The 16,045-nt window shown below is 61.1% G+C and carries 15 protein-coding genes and 1 pseudogene; 1 reads left to right on the top strand and 15 read right to left on the bottom strand.

Going from position 1 to position 16,045, the window contains the following annotated elements; all coding sequences use genetic code 11:
* Window positions 1–86: 86 nt before the first annotated feature.
* The 14 genes and pseudogenes from J5N58_RS07880 to J5N58_RS07815 form a co-directional block, all read right to left on the bottom strand.
* Window positions 87–536: a type II toxin-antitoxin system RatA family toxin gene (locus J5N58_RS07880; RefSeq protein WP_113339521.1), complete on the bottom strand. Its 450-nt coding sequence runs from the start codon at window positions 534–536 to the stop codon at window positions 87–89.
* A 9-nt stretch (window positions 537–545) separates the two neighbouring features.
* Window positions 546–1,115 (bottom strand): annotated as a pseudogene (locus tag J5N58_RS07875) (P-loop NTPase family protein).
* Window positions 1,116–1,168: 53 nt separating this feature from the next.
* Window positions 1,169–2,137, bottom strand: coding sequence for a lipoyl synthase (lipA, locus tag J5N58_RS07870; RefSeq protein WP_113339523.1), 969 nt, complete (start codon window positions 2,135–2,137; stop codon window positions 1,169–1,171).
* 40 nt (window positions 2,138–2,177) lie between these two features.
* Window positions 2,178–2,432 (bottom strand): GlsB/YeaQ/YmgE family stress response membrane protein, encoded by a 255-nt coding sequence (locus J5N58_RS07865; RefSeq protein ID WP_112830084.1) that lies wholly within the window; start codon window positions 2,430–2,432, stop codon window positions 2,178–2,180.
* Window positions 2,433–2,497: 65 nt separating this feature from the next.
* A complete protein-coding gene (gene lpdA, locus J5N58_RS07860; protein WP_113442827.1) occupies window positions 2,498–3,943 on the bottom strand; it encodes a dihydrolipoyl dehydrogenase in 1,446 nt (481 codons plus the stop codon).
* Window positions 3,944–4,020: 77 nt separating this feature from the next.
* Window positions 4,021–4,260: an HP1242/YdcH family protein gene (locus J5N58_RS07855; protein WP_112830086.1), complete on the bottom strand. Its 240-nt coding sequence runs from the start codon at window positions 4,258–4,260 to the stop codon at window positions 4,021–4,023.
* A gap of 91 nt (window positions 4,261–4,351) precedes the next feature.
* A complete protein-coding gene (locus J5N58_RS07850; protein WP_112830087.1) occupies window positions 4,352–4,990 on the bottom strand; it encodes an SGNH/GDSL hydrolase family protein in 639 nt (212 codons plus the stop codon).
* Window positions 4,991–5,005: 15 nt separating this feature from the next.
* Window positions 5,006–6,352 (bottom strand): pyruvate dehydrogenase complex dihydrolipoamide acetyltransferase, encoded by a 1,347-nt coding sequence (locus J5N58_RS07845; RefSeq protein ID WP_244710349.1) that lies wholly within the window; start codon window positions 6,350–6,352, stop codon window positions 5,006–5,008.
* Window positions 6,353–6,367: 15 nt separating this feature from the next.
* Window positions 6,368–7,759, bottom strand: a complete 1,392-nt coding sequence (locus J5N58_RS07840) for a pyruvate dehydrogenase complex E1 component subunit beta (RefSeq protein ID WP_113442829.1) — start codon at window positions 7,757–7,759, stop codon at window positions 6,368–6,370.
* A gap of 19 nt (window positions 7,760–7,778) precedes the next feature.
* Window positions 7,779–8,825: a pyruvate dehydrogenase (acetyl-transferring) E1 component subunit alpha gene (gene pdhA / locus J5N58_RS07835; RefSeq protein ID WP_112830090.1), complete on the bottom strand. Its 1,047-nt coding sequence runs from the start codon at window positions 8,823–8,825 to the stop codon at window positions 7,779–7,781.
* 147 nt (window positions 8,826–8,972) lie between these two features.
* The gene (locus J5N58_RS07830; protein WP_112830091.1) at window positions 8,973–9,290 is read right to left on the bottom strand and encodes an FtsB family cell division protein; all 318 of its coding nucleotides are present in this window, start codon (window positions 9,288–9,290) and stop codon (window positions 8,973–8,975) included.
* Window positions 9,291–9,427: 137 nt separating this feature from the next.
* On the bottom strand, window positions 9,428–10,702 hold the full coding sequence (eno, locus tag J5N58_RS07825; RefSeq protein WP_112830092.1) for a phosphopyruvate hydratase: 1,275 nt from the start codon (window positions 10,700–10,702) through the stop codon (window positions 9,428–9,430).
* Window positions 10,703–10,910: 208 nt separating this feature from the next.
* Window positions 10,911–11,759, bottom strand: a complete 849-nt coding sequence (gene kdsA, locus J5N58_RS07820; protein ID WP_112830093.1) for a 3-deoxy-8-phosphooctulonate synthase — start codon at window positions 11,757–11,759, stop codon at window positions 10,911–10,913.
* Entirely contained in the window at window positions 11,756–12,649 is an 894-nt protein-coding gene (locus J5N58_RS07815) for a VOC family protein (RefSeq protein WP_113442888.1), read from the bottom strand. The genes kdsA and J5N58_RS07815 overlap by 4 nt, the downstream gene beginning before the upstream one ends.
* Window positions 12,650–12,868: 219 nt before the next feature.
* Between J5N58_RS07815 and lexA the strand changes: the two genes are divergently transcribed.
* Window positions 12,869–13,579, top strand: coding sequence for a transcriptional repressor LexA (gene lexA, locus J5N58_RS07810; protein WP_112830290.1), 711 nt, complete (start codon window positions 12,869–12,871; stop codon window positions 13,577–13,579).
* Here lexA and J5N58_RS07805 read toward each other — a convergent pair.
* A complete protein-coding gene (locus J5N58_RS07805) occupies window positions 13,560–15,896 on the bottom strand; it encodes a ComEC/Rec2 family competence protein (protein WP_244710347.1) in 2,337 nt (778 codons plus the stop codon). The genes lexA and J5N58_RS07805 overlap by 20 nt on opposite strands.
* Window positions 15,897–16,045 lie beyond the last annotated feature (149 nt).

Raw genomic sequence — 16,045 nt, 5'->3', positions numbered from 1 at the left:
AGATCTTCCTGTCGATGATGAACGCATCCGGGACAATCGACACAGGAAGCCGTGAACGACGGAGCGCGAGAACGCCCTGAGGGGCGTCAAACGGCGTAGATCTTGTCGGCCCGGGCTTCGAAGGCTTCGGCGAACATGCGAAAGGCCCGATCGAACATCGAGCCCATCAGGGCACCGAGAATGCGGTTCTTGAACTCGTAGTCGATGAAGAAGTTGACGGAACAGCCTCCGTCGTCAGCCGGTTCGAAACGCCAGCGATTGTCGAGATACCGGAAGGGTCCCTCGATATACTTCACGTCGATCACCCGCTCGGCGGGAACGAGAAGAACCTGGGTTGTAAATGTCTCGCGGATCGCCTTGTAACCGACGGTCATGTCGGCCACCAAAAGTTCCTTGCCGTCACGCTCACGGCGGGAACGGATCGCCAGTCCCTCGCAGAGCGGCAGGAATTCGGGATAGCGCTCGACGTCGGCGACGAGGTCGTACATGCGGTCCGGCGAGTGCTTTACGATACGGCGGGTCTCGAACTGTGGCATGGGCTGGAGTTAAGCCGGTACGCCGGCAAGATCAAGAAGGCGTCGGGTGTCTGAGCGGGATTTTAGCACCAAGACCGGTACATTCGGGCCATGGAGATCGAAGTTTTGCAGGAAGAGCGGCGCATGCACCTTCTCGAAGTTCCAGATATAGCGGATGAATTCGCGGTCAGGCAATCTCTCCGGACATCCCGGCGCCATATCCGGACGCGTACGGCCGTAGGTCTTGAGCGCGCGAGCCATCACGCCCCATAACGACAACCGCCTGGGCATGCGCACCCAGATTATCAGGTCGCTGCGCGGCACGCGCAGATCGAAGCTGGAAGGATTGCTGCCATCCATGATCCAGCGCTCACCCTCGGCCGCTTGCGCGATCATCGCCCGCTGTTCCTGGCGCGGCCGCCCGATCCAGCCCGGAAGCCAGAAGAACTCCTTGTCCATGGAAATGTAGAGCAGGCCAAAATGCGCTGCGAGTTTCTACGACAATGTGCTCTTGCCGCCGCCGGAACAGCCGACGACCATGACCCGTCGCGCCAGCCGCAAGGCTGCCACCGCATCCTCTATCTCCACGAAATTCGGCATCTGATTCCCTCCCGGAGGAGGTTAAGGCCTACCGCCGAAACGTGAAGAGGATTCTACATGCGGCCACCGCGCAGCTTTTCACGATTGGCCTTCAGCCGCGCGAAGTCGTCGCCGGCGTGGTGCGACGAACGCGTGAGCGGGCTTGCCGACACCATCAGGAAGCCCTTGGCATAGGCAACCGTCTCGTAGGACTTGAACTCGTCGGGAGTGACGAAACTCATGACCTGATGGTGCTTGCGGGTCGGCTGCAGATACTGGCCGATGGTCAGGAAATCGACATCGGCGGACCTGAGATCGTCCATCAGCTGGAGGACTTCGTTCCGCTCCTCGCCCAGGCCGACCATGATACCGGACTTGGTGAACATGGTCGGGTCCAGTTCCTTGACGCGCTGCAGGAGCCGCACCGAATGGAAATAGCGGGCGCCTGGACGAACGGTCAGATAGTTGCCCGGAACCGTCTCCAGATTGTGGTTGAAGACGTCGGGCTTGGCAGCGACGACACGTTCCAGAGCGCCCGGCTTCTTCAGGAAATCCGGCGTCAGGATCTCGATGGTCGTCTCGGGCGAAGCGGCGCGGATCGCCCAAATCACCTTCTCGAAGTGCTCGGCGCCTCCGTCTTCCAGATCGTCACGGTCCACCGAGGTGATGACGACATGGGACAGGCCCATCTGCTTTACCGCCTTCGCGACGTTTTCCGGCTCGTCGGGATCGAGCGCGTTCGGTTTGCCGGTCGCCACGTTGCAGAAGGCACAGGCGCGCGTACAGATCTCGCCCATAATCATAAAGGTGGCGTGCTTCTTGTCCCAGCATTCACCGATGTTCGGGCATCCGGCTTCCTCGCAGACCGTCACCAGCTTGTGGCTGCGCACGAGATCGCGCGTCTCCGCATAGCCTTTCGAGGTCGGAGCCTTGACGCGGATCCATTCCGGCTTGCGCATCACCTCCGTATCGGGGCGGTGGGCTTTTTCCGGGTGACGGACTCGCTTCTCCTCCGGATGGGTCCTGTCGAGGATGGTGACCATGGTTCAGCCTTCCTTGCCGCGGCCTTTGCGGCGAATGAGTTTAACGTCGCACCAGCTTGACGACGAAGAGCAATAAGCAGGCACCGACAAAGCTGGTGATGAGATAACCGAGCCAGTCGCCTTCCACAAAGATCCCGAAACGGCGGAAAACGGCGGATGCGATGGCCGCACCGACGATGCCGATAATGATGTTCATCAGCACGCCGAAGCGTACATCCATGAACTTGCCCGCCAACCAGCCGGCGAGACCGCCGACGATCAGCATCAGGAACCAGCCGATTTCAAAGCCTGCCATTGCCACATCCTTCCATGGGATATCCGCGGCCTATATAGGCCGCGGCATAGAACATCACAACAGGCTCAGGCGTTCAACGCGCGGCCATAGGCGTCCAGAACGCTTTCCTTCAGCGTTTCCGAAATGGTCGGATGCGGGAAAATGGTGTGCATCAATTCTTCCTCGGTGGTTTCGAGGTTCATCGCCACCACGAAGCCCTGGATGAGTTCGGTCACTTCCGCGCCCACCATATGCGCACCCAGAAGCTCTCCGGTTTTCTTGTCGAATATGGTCTTGACCAGACCCTGGTCTTCGCCGAGCGCAATCGCCTTGCCGTTGGCGACGAAGGGGAAGCGGCCGACGCGGATATCGCGGCCCTGTTCCTTCGCCTTGGCCTCGGTCAGGCCCACGGAAGCCACCTGCGGGTGGCAATAGGTGCAGCCCGGGATCTTGGCCTTGTCCATCGGATGGACATTCGGAAGGCCCGCGATCTTTTCGATGCAGATGACGGCTTCGTGCTCGGCCTTGTGGGCGAGCATCGGCGGGCCGGCAACGTCGCCGATCGCGTAGATGCCCGGAACATTGGTGCGGCCGTAGCCGTCGATGGCGATGAAGCCGCGATCGGTCTTCACGCCGAGCGCCTCAAGGCCGATGTTTTCGATATTGGCCTGAACGCCGACAGCCGAGATCATCCGGTCGGCGGTGATCTTTTCGATCGAGCCGTCCTTCTTCTGGACATGGGCGGTGATGGAGTTTGCGCCCTTCTCGACCTTTGCGACCTTGGCCTCCAGCAGGATCTTCATGCCCTGCTTCTCGAACTGCTTCCTCGCCAGCGCAGAGATTTCGGCGTCCTCGACCGGCATGACCTGGCTCATGACCTCGACGACGGTCACATCGACACCCATGGTGCGGTAGAAGGAGGCGAATTCGATGCCGATGGCGCCGGAGCCCATCACGAGCAGCGACTTCGGCATTTCCTCCGGCTTCATCGCCTCGAAATAGGTCCAGATCAACTTGCCATCCGGCTCGATTCCGGGAAGCGCACGCGGACGCGCGCCGGTGGCGACGACAATGTGCTTGGCGGTGTAGGTGCCTTCCGGCAGCACGTTCTTCGGAAGCGGAGCCTGCGGCTGCTGGATCGCCTTGGTGGTCTTGGAAACGACGATCTCGCCGGGCTTGGTGAGCTTCGCCTCGCCCCAGATGATGTCGACCTTGTTTTTCTTCATCAGGAAGCCGACGCCACCGTTCATGCGCTGCGCGATGCCGCGCGAGCGGGCGACGATCGCCTTCAGGTCCGGCGTGACGGCACCCTCGACCTTGATGCCGTATTCACCCGGATGCTGGGCGTAATGCAGGATTTCGGCCGAACGCAGCAGGGCCTTGGTGGGAATGCAGCCCCAGTTGGAGCAGATACCGGCCAGATGTTCGCGCTCAACGATGGCGGTCTTCAGGCCAAGCTGGGCAGCACGGATTGCGGCAATGTAACCGCCGGGGCCGGAGCCGATAATGATGACGTCATAGGCGTTGGACACTGGTCTTCATCTCCCTTTTTGTCCGGAGCGGGCTCCATCCTGCGACGGAGCCCTTCCGAGGGATGAGACCAGCCCGATCAGGCCTTGGTCAGCATCCCGTAGATTTCATCCTTCAGAACCATGCGCTGCTTGCGCATCGTTTCCATCTGCACATCGCCAACCGGCTCGACCTCGGTCTCGGCGCGATGGATCGCACGGTTCACCTCGCGATAGTCTTCCAGAAGCTTGGCGAAGTGCTCATTGCCTGCTTTGAGCGCATGCATCTTCTCCGTGTATTCCGGAAACTCGTCCTGGATTTCGTGCGGGGTGTTCGACATTCGATATCTCCTCTTTTGTCGGTCGATATCCAAAGCCTAGTGACCCGGTCGTCTTTCTCCTTGATCCTGATCAATTTTTTTCGGATCGAAATTACAAACCCAACATCATGCGCACGACCGGCTCGAGACCTCGCCCGATGGCGCGCGTATTCGCCGCATCGAGATGAATTCCATCAAGCGGCGTCGTCCTCGCCACGAGACCGGCATCAAAGAAACCACAACCGTTCTCATCGGCAAGATCCCGATAAAGGCTCGCCAGCATGGCCGATTCGTCCAACGCGCCCTTGAACATGGCAGAGAAGGAAACGTTTGCGGTTTCGCAGATCGGCGGCGGCGAAACTACCAGCACATCGGGTCCATCGAAATCGAAACCCCAATCGTGCAGCCTGATCTGCCGGATCAATCTGTCGATACCCTTGGAAGCCGCAATCGCCGTGCCGGCTATGGCCTGCTTCATGTCGTTGGTTCCGAGCATGAGGATCACGAGATCCAGCGGCTTGTGCGTCTCCAACACGCTCGGCAAAAGTTTCGCGCCGTTGCGTTCGCAGTCGGCGAGATGATCGTCATAGGCGGTGGTTCGCCCGTTCAACCCCTCGGCGATGACGCTGACCCCGGTTCCGAGCGCACTTTGCAGTACGCTCGGCCAACGATCCTCATAGGCATGTCGGCCTATGCTTTCCGGATCGTATCCCCAGGTCAGGCTGTCGCCGTAGCAGAGAACGGATTTCATCGAACCGCTCTCCGGTCAGACCAGCATTCCCATGGGGCTTTCGATATAGCGCTTGAAGGCCGAAGCGAGTTCGGCGCCGAGCGCTCCATCGATGACGCGGTGATCGAAGGCAAAGGTCGCCGTCATGACCGTGCCGATCTTGATTTCGCCGTTCTTTACCACCGGCTTTTCAATGCCGGCGCCGATCGAGACGATCGAAGCATGCGGCGGATTGATGATCGAGGTGAAGTTCGACACGCCGAACATGCCGAGGTTGGACACCGCAGTGGTACCCCCCTGGTATTCGTCCGGTTTCAGCTTCTTGTCACGGGCACGCTTGGCAAGATCCTTCATCTCGTTGGAGATGACGGACAACGTCTTCTGCTCGGCCTTGCGGATGATCGGCGTGATGAGGCCGTCCGGAATGGCAACCGCCACACCGACATCCGAATGCTTGTGCAGGAGGCGTGCCGTCGAGGTCCAGGAAGCGTTTGCCGCCGGAACGTCGCGGAGTGCAAGCGCCATCGCCTTGATGATGAAGTCGTTGACCGACAGCTTGAAAGTCGGAACTTCGCCCTTCTCCGTCTTCACCGTCGGGGCAGACGCGTTGATGTCGGCGCGCAGCTTCAAGAGTGCGTCGATCTCGCACTCCATCGAGACGAAGTAGGACGGAACGGTCTGGTGCGATTCCAAAAGGCGCGAGGCGATTGTCTTGCGCATGCCGTCATGCGGCAGAACTTCGTAGGAACCCTGCTCGAACAGCTTGAGCACGGCGTCGTCGCCCGCACCCTTGGCAAGGGCAGGAGCCGGAGCGGCGGCCGATGCGGCAGCAGCCGGTGCCGGTGCAGCCTTTGCACCGCCGGAAGCAACAGCCTTCTCGATGTCGCTCTTGACGACGCGGCCATGCGGGCCGGTGCCGGAAACGACGGAAAGGTCGAGACCGGCTTCCCTAGCCAGACGACGGGCCAGCGGCGAAGCGAAGACGCGATTGCCATCCGACTTTGCCGGTGCAGCAGCCACCGGAGACGCGGCAGCAACAGGCGCTGCGGCAGCCGGAGCGGGCTGGGCAGCGGGTGCGGCCTCAGCCTTCGCGGCCGGAGCCGGGGCAGCGCCGCCGGCAGCCGCTGCCTGAACATCCTCGCCTTCAGCGGCGAGAACGGCGATCAGGGTATTGACCTTGACGCCTTCGGTTCCGGCCGGAACGAGGATCTTCGCAAGCGTGCCCTCGTCAACGGCTTCCACTTCCATGGTCGCCTTGTCGGTCTCGATCTCGGCGATCACATCGCCAGACTTGATCTGGTCGCCTTCCTTGACGAGCCACTTGGCGAGATTGCCCTCTTCCATGGTCGGGGAGAGTGCCGGCATCGTGATGTTGATCGGCATGTTACTACCCTCCCGTTACTTGTAGCAGACGGTTTTCACCGCCTGGACGACTTCGCCGACATTCGGCAGCGCCAGCTTTTCGAGGTTTGCCGCGTAAGGCATCGGCACGTCCTTGCCGGCAATCGTCAGGATCGGCGCATCGAGGTAGTCGAAGGCCTGCTGCATGACGCGGGTGGCGATTTCGGTGCCGACCGACGACTGCGGATAGCCTTCTTCAACGGTGACGAGACGGCCGGTCTTCCTGACGGATTCGAGCACGGTCGGAATGTCCATCGGACGGATGGTGCGAAGGTCGATCAGCTCGACGTCGATGCCTTCCTTGGACAGTTCCTCGACGGCCTTGGTGGCATAGGTCATGCCGATACCCCAAGACACGACGGTCGCGTCGGTACCGGCCTTGTGGATACGCGCTTTGCCGATCGGCAAGACGAAATCATCGAGCTTCGGCACCTCGAAGGAATGACCGTAGAGGATTTCGTTTTCGAGGAAGATCACCGGGTTCGGATCGCGGATGGCAGCCTTCAGCAGACCCTTGGCATCGGCAGCCGTGTAGGGCTGGATGACCTTGAGGCCCGGGATATGGCTGTACCAGGCCGCATAGTCCTGGCTGTGCTGGGCCGCAACGCGGGCCGCAGCGCCGTTCGGGCCGCGGAAGACAATCGGCGCACCCATCTGACCACCGGACATGTAGAGCGTCTTGGCGGCGGAGTTGATGATCTGGTCGATCGCCTGCATTGCGAAGTTGAAGGTCATGAACTCAACGATCGGGCGAAGGCCCGCCATGGCAGCACCGACGCCGACGCCGGCAAAGCCGTGCTCGGTGATCGGGGTGTCAACCACGCGCTTCGGACCGAATTCCTGCAGAAGGCCCTGCGTGATCTTGTAGGCGCCCTGATACTCGGCGACTTCCTCACCCATGACGAAGACGTCCGGATTGGCGCGCATTTCCTCGGCCATGGCTTCGCGAAGCGCTTCACGAACGGTCATCGTCACCATTTCGGTGCCGGCCGGGATATCCGGATCGGCGGCGACGGTTGCAACGAGCGCAGCCGGAACTGACGCGGAAGCAGCCGGCTTTTCGGCTTCGACAGCGGCGGGAGCCGGAGCAGCGTCCGCCTTCGGCAGAGCGGCCGGCTTTTCGGTCCCGATGTCGGATGCGGTCTCGCCTTCCTGCAACAGAACCGCGATCGGCGTGTTGACCTTGACGTTTTCCGTGCCGGCGGCAACCAGAAGCTTGCCGAGCACACCCTCGTCGACCGCCTCCACTTCCATGGTGGCCTTGTCGGTTTCAATTTCGGCGATCACATCGCCGGACTTCACGGCATCGCCTTCCTTCTTGACCCACTTGGAGAGGGTACCCTCTTCCATGGTCGGAGAAAGGGCGGGCATGAGAATATCGATTGGCATGGGCTTACCCTCCCCCAACTTACAACAGGATATCGGTGTAGAGCTCGGATGCATCCGGCTCTGGATCGGCCTGAGCGAAATCGGCGCTGTCGGCGACGATGTCGCGAACATCCTTGTCGATCTGCTTCAGCTCTTCTTCGCTTGCCCAGCCCTTTTCCAGCAGGCGATTGCGGACCTGCTCGATCGGGTCGTGCTCGGATCGCATCTTCTGCACTTCATCCTTGGAGCGATACTTGGCCGGGTCGGACATGGAGTGGCCGCGGTAGCGATAGGTCAGCATCTCAAGGATGACCGGGCCCTTGCCGGAACGGCAGTATTCGGCAGCCTGCTCACCTGCAGCGCGCACGGCGCGAACATCCATGCCATCGACCTGAATGCCGGGAATATTGAAGGACACGCCGCGCTGAGAGAAATTTGTCTGGGCGGACGCGCGGGAAACCGAGGTCCCCATGGCGTAGCGGTTGTTCTCGATCACGTAGATCACCGGCAGCTTCCAGAGCTCCGCCATGTTGAAGCTTTCGTAGACCTGCCCCTGGTTGGCTGCGCCATCGCCGAAATAGGCAACGGACACGAGACCATTGTCACGGTAGCGATTGGCAAAAGCGAGACCGGTGCCAAGCGATACCTGCGCGCCAACGATGCCGTGGCCTCCGTAGAAGTTCTTCTCCTTGGAGAACATGTGCATCGAGCCGCCCTTGCCCTTGGAGAGACCGCCACGACGACCGGTCAGCTCGGCCATGACACCGCGGGCGCTCATGCCGCAGGCCAGCATATGGCCGTGATCGCGATAGCCGGTAATGACCTGGTCACCATCCTTGAGCGCCATCTGCATGCCGACGACAACAGCTTCCTGGCCGATGTAAAGGTGACAGAAACCACCGATGAAGCCCATGCCATAGAGCTGGCCGGCCTTTTCCTCGAAGCGGCGGATCAGAAGCATTTCGCGATAGGCCTTAAGTTCCGTCTCGCGGTCGAATTCGGCAATCGCCCCTTCGGTGAAATCCTTCTTGGCAGGCTTGGCCGTGGCCTTGCGGCTGGTAGCAGTCGCGGATTTGCGCGGCGCCATTCATCCCTCCCGTGCGTTATGGTCAATTTGGTTGGCGGCAGAATAAGCAAGAAAGGGCCCAACCGCAATGCCAGAATTGCATGGCTCGCATTCAACGCAAGCATATGAATTTTTTATGAATTTTTCGATTAACCAGATTTAAGTTAATCAAAGAGCCTTGTTGAAAATGACGATTTCGTCGGGCCGAGACATGTTAAGCTGATAGCGCGCCTTCTCATCGAGCATGTCGCGCTCAAGAGAGCCGTCGCTCATCAGCTCCACCTGCCTTTCAAGACGCTTGCGCTGCGAGACAAGTTCGGCAAGCTCGGCGCTGCGCTCCACGCGCTGGCGCTCGAATTCCTGGGCCGCACGCAAACCAAAGCCTCCATGGATGGAATGATAGCCGAAATAGGAGAGAAAGGCGACAGTGACAGCGGGAAGAACAAGACGTCCGAGTTTTCTCTTCTTGTGATGCCTGGTCCACATACCCACGATGCCCTGAAACGCAAAACCGTCTGCTCAAATTACCGAGCAGAACTTAACCGTTCGTTGACCGAAAGAACGCGCCAACGAAAAAGCCCGCACCCTTGCGGGGCACGGGCTGCAATGGTCGGATCGGACGATCAGCCGCGAAGGATGGAGGTGCCGGCATAACGGGCCTGCGGGCCCAGGCCTTCCTCGATACGGATCAGCTGGTTGTACTTTGCGAGCCGGTCGGAACGCGCCAGCGAACCGGTCTTGATCTGGCCGCAGTTGGTGGCGACGGCGAGGTCGGCGATCGTCGAATCCTCGGTCTCGCCCGAACGATGGGACATGACGGCGGTATAGCGGGCCTTGTGTGCGGTCTCGACGGCGTCGAGGGTTTCGGAGAGCGAGCCGATCTGGTTGACCTTGACGAGGATGGAGTTGGCAACACCCATCTTGATGCCGTCGCGCAGGCGGGCCGAGTTGGTAACGAACAGGTCGTCGCCGACCAACTGAACCTTGGAGCCGATCTTGTCGGTCAGGGCCTTCCAGCCGGCCCAATCATCTTCAGCCATGCCGTCTTCGATCGAGATGATCGGATACTTGGCGGCAAGCTCGGCAAGGTAGTCGGCCATGGCTTCCGGCTCGAGGGTGCGGCCTTCGCCTTCCAGAACGTACTTGCCGTCCTTGAAGAATTCGGTGGAGGCGCAATCGAGCGCAAGGAACATGTCCTCGCCCGGACGGTAGCCGGCCTTTTCGATCGACTTCATGATGAAGTCGAGCGCGGCGGGCGCACTTTCGAGACCCGGAGCAAAACCGCCTTCGTCACCGACATTGGTGTTGTGACCCTGGGCGGCCAGTTCCTTCTTCAGAGTGTGGAAGACCTCGGAACCCATGCGGACGGCATCACGGATGTTATCCGCGCCAACCGGCATAATCATGAACTCCTGGAAGTCGATCGGGTTGTCGGCATGCGCGCCGCCATTGATGATGTTCATCATCGGAACCGGCAGAACATGGGCGTTCGGACCGCCGACATAGCGATAAAGCGGCAGGCCAGAGGATTCGGCTGCTGCCTTGGCGACGGCGAGCGAGACGCCGAGGATGGCGTTGGCGCCAAGGCGCGACTTGTTCGGCGTGCCGTCGAGTTCGATCATGATCCGGTCGAGCTGGATCTGGTTCTCGGCATCGAGACCGCCGATCGCATCGAAGATTTCGGTGTTGACGGCATCGACCGCCTTCTCGACACCCTTGCCCAGGTAACGGCTGCCGCCGTCGCGCAGTTCGACGGCCTCATGCGCGCCGGTCGAAGCACCCGACGGAACCGCCGCGCGGCCCATGCTGCCGTCTTCGAGATAGACGTCGACCTCTACGGTCGGATTGCCGCGGCTGTCGAGAATTTCGCGGCCGATGATGTCGGTAATGGCGGTCATGTTGGCTCCCTGATGGCTCTTAGTCGAGAGAAAAGGATGGCCTTCTCTTAATCGAAGCAAGGGAAAATACAATGGCAAGCGTGTGACATCGCGGCCGGCGCGGCATCTGCTAAAGTTGCTTGCCGGACAAAGGCCCGACCGCGATGGAAAAACAGAGCGCCGGCCTCGTTCGAAGCCGGCGCATCATTATCAGCCAAACAGGAAAGCGTCAGTTGCTCTTCGCGACGGCATCGAAAGCAAGAAGCTTTTCGAGAAGCCGCGGCATGTCATCCAGCCTCACCATGTTCGGCCCATCGGACGGCGCATTGTCCGGGTCCTCGTGCGTCTCGATGAAAAGTCCGGCGATACCGACGGCAATCGCCGCGCGCGCCAGCGTTTCGACAAAACGCCGGTCGCCACCGGTCGATCCGCCCTGACCGCCCGGCTGCTGTACCGAGTGGGTGGCGTCGAAGACGACGGGAGCCCCGGTTTCCGCCATGATCGGCAGCGCCCGCATATCGGAAACCAGCGTGTTGTAGCCGAAGGAAACGCCACGCTCGCAGAGCAGAACATTAGGATTCCCGCTGGTGGTTATCTTGTTAAGGACATTCTTCATGTCCCAGGGCGCGAGGAACTGGCCCTTCTTGACGTTGATGACGCGGCCGGTCTTTGCGGCAGCGACAAGCAGGTCCGTCTGGCGGCACAGGAAGGCCGGGATCTGCAGCATGTCGACGACCGGAGCGACCTCTGCGCACTGCTCCTCCGTATGAATGTCGGTGATAACGGGGAAGCCGTATTCCCTCTTCAGGTCGGCAAATACATCCAGCGCCTTTTCAAGCCCGATACCACGCTTGCCGGAGAGAGAGGTGCGGTTCGCCTTGTCGAAGGACGACTTGTAGACGAGACCAAGGCCGAGCTTGTCGCAAAGCTCCTTCAGCACGCCGGCGATCATGAAGGCGTGATCGCGGCTTTCCATCTGGCAGGGGCCGGCAATCAAAGCGAAGCGGGCACTGTTGGAAAAAAGCACCCGATTAGCGCCCTCGCCCACGAAGACTTCGGAATTGGTGGAATTGCTCATGCGATATCCTCGAAAACAAAAGAAACGCCCTGCCCCGCAACCGGGGACACGACGAGGCGCGCACCATGGCGAACGAATGCGATGCCCCTATCAGCGAGCAGCCGCTCTGTCACGCCCATATCGCCGACCCTAAAGACGATTGCGGCCATTATCAGACCCCTTTCCCGCAGATCCGGACAGATCCCGTAGTAGCCGCTCAACCCCGCAGGGGTCAGCGCCTCGATGCGTGCATTGGCCGACTGCAGGCCGATGCCGAACGAATGCGCCTCTATTTCGCGTTGGCGGAACACGGTTTCAAGGATGTACTGGAAATCCGAAGGGTTCTCCTCGCCCAGGACGATGGCGGCGATGCCGAGCACGCCGTTGTCGTGACGCTCCAGGCCGCCGCGATCGGCCGGCAAGGCGTTGACGCGCTGACAGGCGAACAGGAAGAAATCCGGCGAGCGGAGATCGGCCGCGAAGGCCAGGCGAAAGCCGGCCATCGTTTCAGCGCCGTCCGACAGCTTCAGCGGCCGTTCGAAATACAGCATGTCACCGGCGGAAAAGCCTTCCTCGCAATATCTTTCGTGGTCTGCCGCGGCATCACCGCTTTTGACGACGATCGCCGAGCCACCCTCCCCGCGGCGGAAACGAAATGCCTGATCGCGCGCGACGAAAACATTGCCTTCCCGGGCAGCGGCCTCGCATTCCTCGCGGCTCGCCACCGCCAGCGGCTCCAGATAGGTGTCGTCGGAAAAAAACACGCAGGCGTTCTCGGTGCCGAACGGATGGCGCGCCTCGGCCGCAACCGTGAAACCCAGGCTATTCAGACGTGCACGCGCCTCTTCGAGCCCCGCAACCGGCAATACCACATGGTCGAGCGCCCGCAGGCTTTCCTCAAGATCGGACATTTCCGGAGCCCCCTCGCTCGCCATTGCATCCGGCGCAGGTTTTAGCGCTTTGCCCCAGATTGGCAAGCCGGCACGGCCTCAGAGGGCCCGCCTTGCGTTTGCCTGGAGAAAAATGACGATCATTGATTACTCCTTCACGGAAATTTAGGTACTTGCGGAACACAAATGGAACATATAGTGTCTGTTCTGGATTTGTTTCATTCATCGGGGCACCGCAACATGCTGACGCGCAAGCAACAGGAACTGCTTCTGTTCATTCACGAGCGGATGAAGGAATCAGGTGTGCCTCCGTCTTTCGACGAGATGAAGGATGCGCTCGATCTTGCCTCCAAGTCCGGTATTCACCGGCTGATTACCGCACTCGAGGAACGCGGTTTTATTCGCCGCCTGCCCAACCGTGCCCGCGCGCTGGAAGTCATCAAGCTTCCTGAAGCCTATACGCCAAGCCTTCAACCCCGCCGTGGCTTTTCGCCGAGCGTCATCGAGGGCAGCCTTGGAAAGCCGGCGCCGGTGGCCGCCGCCAGGCCCGCAGCGGAAAACACCAATTCCGTCAATGTGCCCGTCATGGGCCGCATCGCTGCCGGCGTGCCGATCTCCGCGATCCAGAACAACACGCATGACATTACCGTTCCGGCGGAGATGCTCGGCTCAGGCGAGCATTATGCGCTTGAGGTAAAAGGCGATTCGATGATCGAAGCCGGCATTCTTGACGGCGACACGGTCATCATCCGCAATACGTCGACGGCCAGTCCCGGAGACATCGTCGTCGCGCTGGTCGATGACGAGGAGGCGACATTGAAGCGCTTCCGTCGTCGCGGCGCCTCGATTGCCCTCGAAGCCGCCAATCCGGCCTACGAGACACGTATCTTCGGACCCGACCGCGTGAAGGTCCAGGGCAAACTGGTCGGCCTTATTCGTCGTTATCACTGACAGCCGGTCCAGATCCGGAAACCGGGGTCTTTTCCGCTTCGAACTTGGCCGTTGCGTCCAGATGGCTGATCCCGAGTGACGTTCGCACCGCTGGAAACGTGCCGCTGCGCCAATCATAATAGCGATGTTGTGACCAGGGACGCGGCGGTCCGTCAAAAGAAGCATTGATCTTCATTTGCCGATTGATGCGGTCACCGAGGCGAATTTCCACCGCACCGGTTCGCCTGAGGGTTTCGGCCTCAATCAGGGCCGCTCCCGAGCGACAGGCGGAAAATCCGAGCCGCCGCTCGGAAATCACGAGGTCGGCGATATCGCAGGCCTCGCCGGCAAGAGCACCGTCTTCGACCGTCGCGATGGTCCAACCGTTTGCAAGCTTTGCCGCACACCATGTCTTCGGCTCGCAGACGAAACGACCGGTTTCGGCGCCGGCCAGCGCTTTGCGCATGCGTTCGGCCACGGCGTCGAGGTCCGCCTGCGCTCGCTGCTTGCGGTCGGGACCGGGAGACTTTTCCGGAGCGGGCGCGGCTATCGCGTTCGGGGCGATGTGCGCCTTCAATTGCCGGGCCGCGCTCCACTGATCGAAGACAAAAGAGGGCGGACGCGGTCGGTTCGTGGCGATTGAAGCCGGCGGACGCAAAAGGCCGACCAGCCGGCCATCCTCCGCGACCAGAAGATCGGCCCGTGGCATCCCGCCGTGCCCGGCGACAAGCCCCCATACCGACGCTATCAACAGCAGCGTCCCAATGTGCCGCCAGACACTGCTCAGCAGCGTCAGGAAAAGCAGGCCGGCGGAGGCCATCGGCAGAAACCATCCGGGCGGCTGCGGGAAACCGATGCCCTCTCCCCATCCAGCGACCTCCCTCGCGATCATCAGCACCCAGTCGAGGCCGACACCCATCACCACAAGAAACGGGGCATCCAACCCGAACGGCATCAGCAGCATCGCCACAAGCCCGGCCGGCATGACGATCAGCGAAATCAGGGGCATGGCGGCAAGATTAGCCTCGAGGCTGTGGGGCGCCAGACGGTGAAAATGGGCTATGGCGAAGACAGCGGTCGACAGACCTCCGATCAGCGAGGTCAGGAGCGTGCCGGCAATCACGCTCCAACTCCATTTCAGCGCCATGGCGCCGGGAAAGGCGAACTCGGGAAACCACCGCTTTGCCGGCTTCTCACGCCATGCCGCGTAACCGGCGATCAGGGCGGCGGTCGCGGCAAAGGACATCTGGAAGCTCGGCCCCATGATCGCCGAGGGCGTCACCGCGACGATCACAACCGCCGCCAGTGCCAGGTTTCTCAGGCTGATCGCGGGACGGTCGAAAAGAACGGCGACAAGCATGATCGCCGTCATGAGGAAGGCGCGAACCGCCGAGACCTGATAGCCGGAGATCAGCAGATAAGCGAATGCGCCGAGAAGCGCACCTCCGGCCGCAAGCTTTTTGATGGGCATGGACTGGGACAAGCCGGGAAGCAAGCTCAGGAGCTTGCGCAGGCCGACGAAGAAGATCCCCGCAGCGAGCGCCATGTTGAGACCCGAGATCGCGGTAATATGGGCAAGCCCCGACAATCGCAGGCTCTCCGTCGCTTCTTTGGACATTGAACGCCGCTCGCCGGTGATGATGGAGGCGGCAAACGCACCGGCATCGCCCGGCACGACGTTGCGGATGCGTGTCGAGATATCGTCGCGGAGCGAAAAAAGTGCCCTGTCGAGGCACAGCCACCATTCTCCGCCATCGTCGGCCGTCGGCAGCGATGTCGGTGGCCCGAGAAAGAAACCGACAGCGCCGACTCCGTCGAAATAGCTCGCGAAAGCAAAATCGTTGAGGCCCGGCAAAGCCGGGCCGGATGGCGGTGAAAGGCGCGCCCTGCCGAACAGATAGCCGCCGATGGGAGCGGCTGCGTGCCTGCCTCGTGCAAGAAGAGAGACTCGTTCCGGCGGCCGGCGGATCTGGGGATCCTTCGTCCCCGTCACCCGCAGGATGTAGCGCCATTCGCCTCTGGAACCGGCCTCCCGTCGTTCGACGACACCGGAGACGATTGTTGTCACCGGCGTATCGAGAATGACGGTTTCCTGCCGCCACGTTTCGAGGTTTGCCAGCGCCATGCCGGCAATGAAAAGCGCGCTTGCCCCCAAACCATAGGCCGGCAACGGAGGACCATAGCGGGCGATCGATGCAGCAACCGAAAGCACACCGAGAAGGACGCAAAGGGCAACGGCGCCGGGCGGCTCCGCAAGGCTGAACCAGACGGCGGCGCCAGCGCCCAGAAAAACCGGCACGAAATGGAAGACGTGACCACGGGTCTCTTCCCGCGCCAAAGCCGTCCGAAGGGCTTGCCAAAACCGTGCGGAGCCCTCCGCCAGTTGCAGGGCAGCATTGCGCGTCGGTCTTAGCGGGCGTCCGACAGCCTGATTTCCGCCTGCAACCGAAGGCAGCGACACACGGCGCTCTGCTGTCTCCGGATTTC

Source organism: Paenirhizobium cremeum, from assembly GCF_022884085.1.
Taxonomy (GTDB): domain Bacteria; phylum Pseudomonadota; class Alphaproteobacteria; order Rhizobiales; family Rhizobiaceae; genus Allorhizobium; species Allorhizobium cremeum.
The sequence above is the reverse complement of the archived record's forward strand: the minus strand, read 5'-3'. Positions and strand labels throughout refer to the sequence as shown.

Excerpts from the sequence above, each read along its gene's own strand:
- J5N58_RS07830 (WP_112830091.1), bottom strand. The coding sequence starts at position 9,290 with ATGTGGACCAGGCATCACAAGAAGAGAAAACTCGGACGTCTTGTTCTT.
- J5N58_RS07815 (WP_113442888.1), bottom strand. The coding sequence starts at position 12,649 with ATGTCCGATCTTGAGGAAAGCCTGCGGGCGCTCGACCATGTGGTATTG.
- J5N58_RS07840 (WP_113442829.1), bottom strand. The coding sequence starts at position 7,759 with ATGCCAATCGATATTCTCATGCCCGCCCTTTCTCCGACCATGGAAGAG.
- J5N58_RS07855 (WP_112830086.1), bottom strand. The coding sequence starts at position 4,260 with ATGTCGAACACCCCGCACGAAATCCAGGACGAGTTTCCGGAATACACG.
- J5N58_RS07845 (WP_244710349.1), bottom strand. The coding sequence starts at position 6,352 with ATGCCGATCAACATCACGATGCCGGCACTCTCCCCGACCATGGAAGAG.
- lexA (WP_112830290.1), top strand. The coding sequence starts at position 12,869 with ATGCTGACGCGCAAGCAACAGGAACTGCTTCTGTTCATTCACGAGCGG.
- eno (WP_112830092.1), bottom strand. The coding sequence starts at position 10,702 with ATGACCGCCATTACCGACATCATCGGCCGCGAAATTCTCGACAGCCGC.
- pdhA (WP_112830090.1), bottom strand. The coding sequence starts at position 8,825 with ATGGCGCCGCGCAAATCCGCGACTGCTACCAGCCGCAAGGCCACGGCC.
- kdsA (WP_112830093.1), bottom strand. The coding sequence starts at position 11,759 with ATGAGCAATTCCACCAATTCCGAAGTCTTCGTGGGCGAGGGCGCTAAT.
- J5N58_RS07865 (WP_112830084.1), bottom strand. The coding sequence starts at position 2,432 with ATGGCAGGCTTTGAAATCGGCTGGTTCCTGATGCTGATCGTCGGCGGT.
- J5N58_RS07850 (WP_112830087.1), bottom strand. The coding sequence starts at position 4,990 with ATGAAATCCGTTCTCTGCTACGGCGACAGCCTGACCTGGGGATACGAT.
- lipA (WP_113339523.1), bottom strand. The coding sequence starts at position 2,137 with ATGGTCACCATCCTCGACAGGACCCATCCGGAGGAGAAGCGAGTCCGT.
- J5N58_RS07880 (WP_113339521.1), bottom strand. The coding sequence starts at position 536 with ATGCCACAGTTCGAGACCCGCCGTATCGTAAAGCACTCGCCGGACCGC.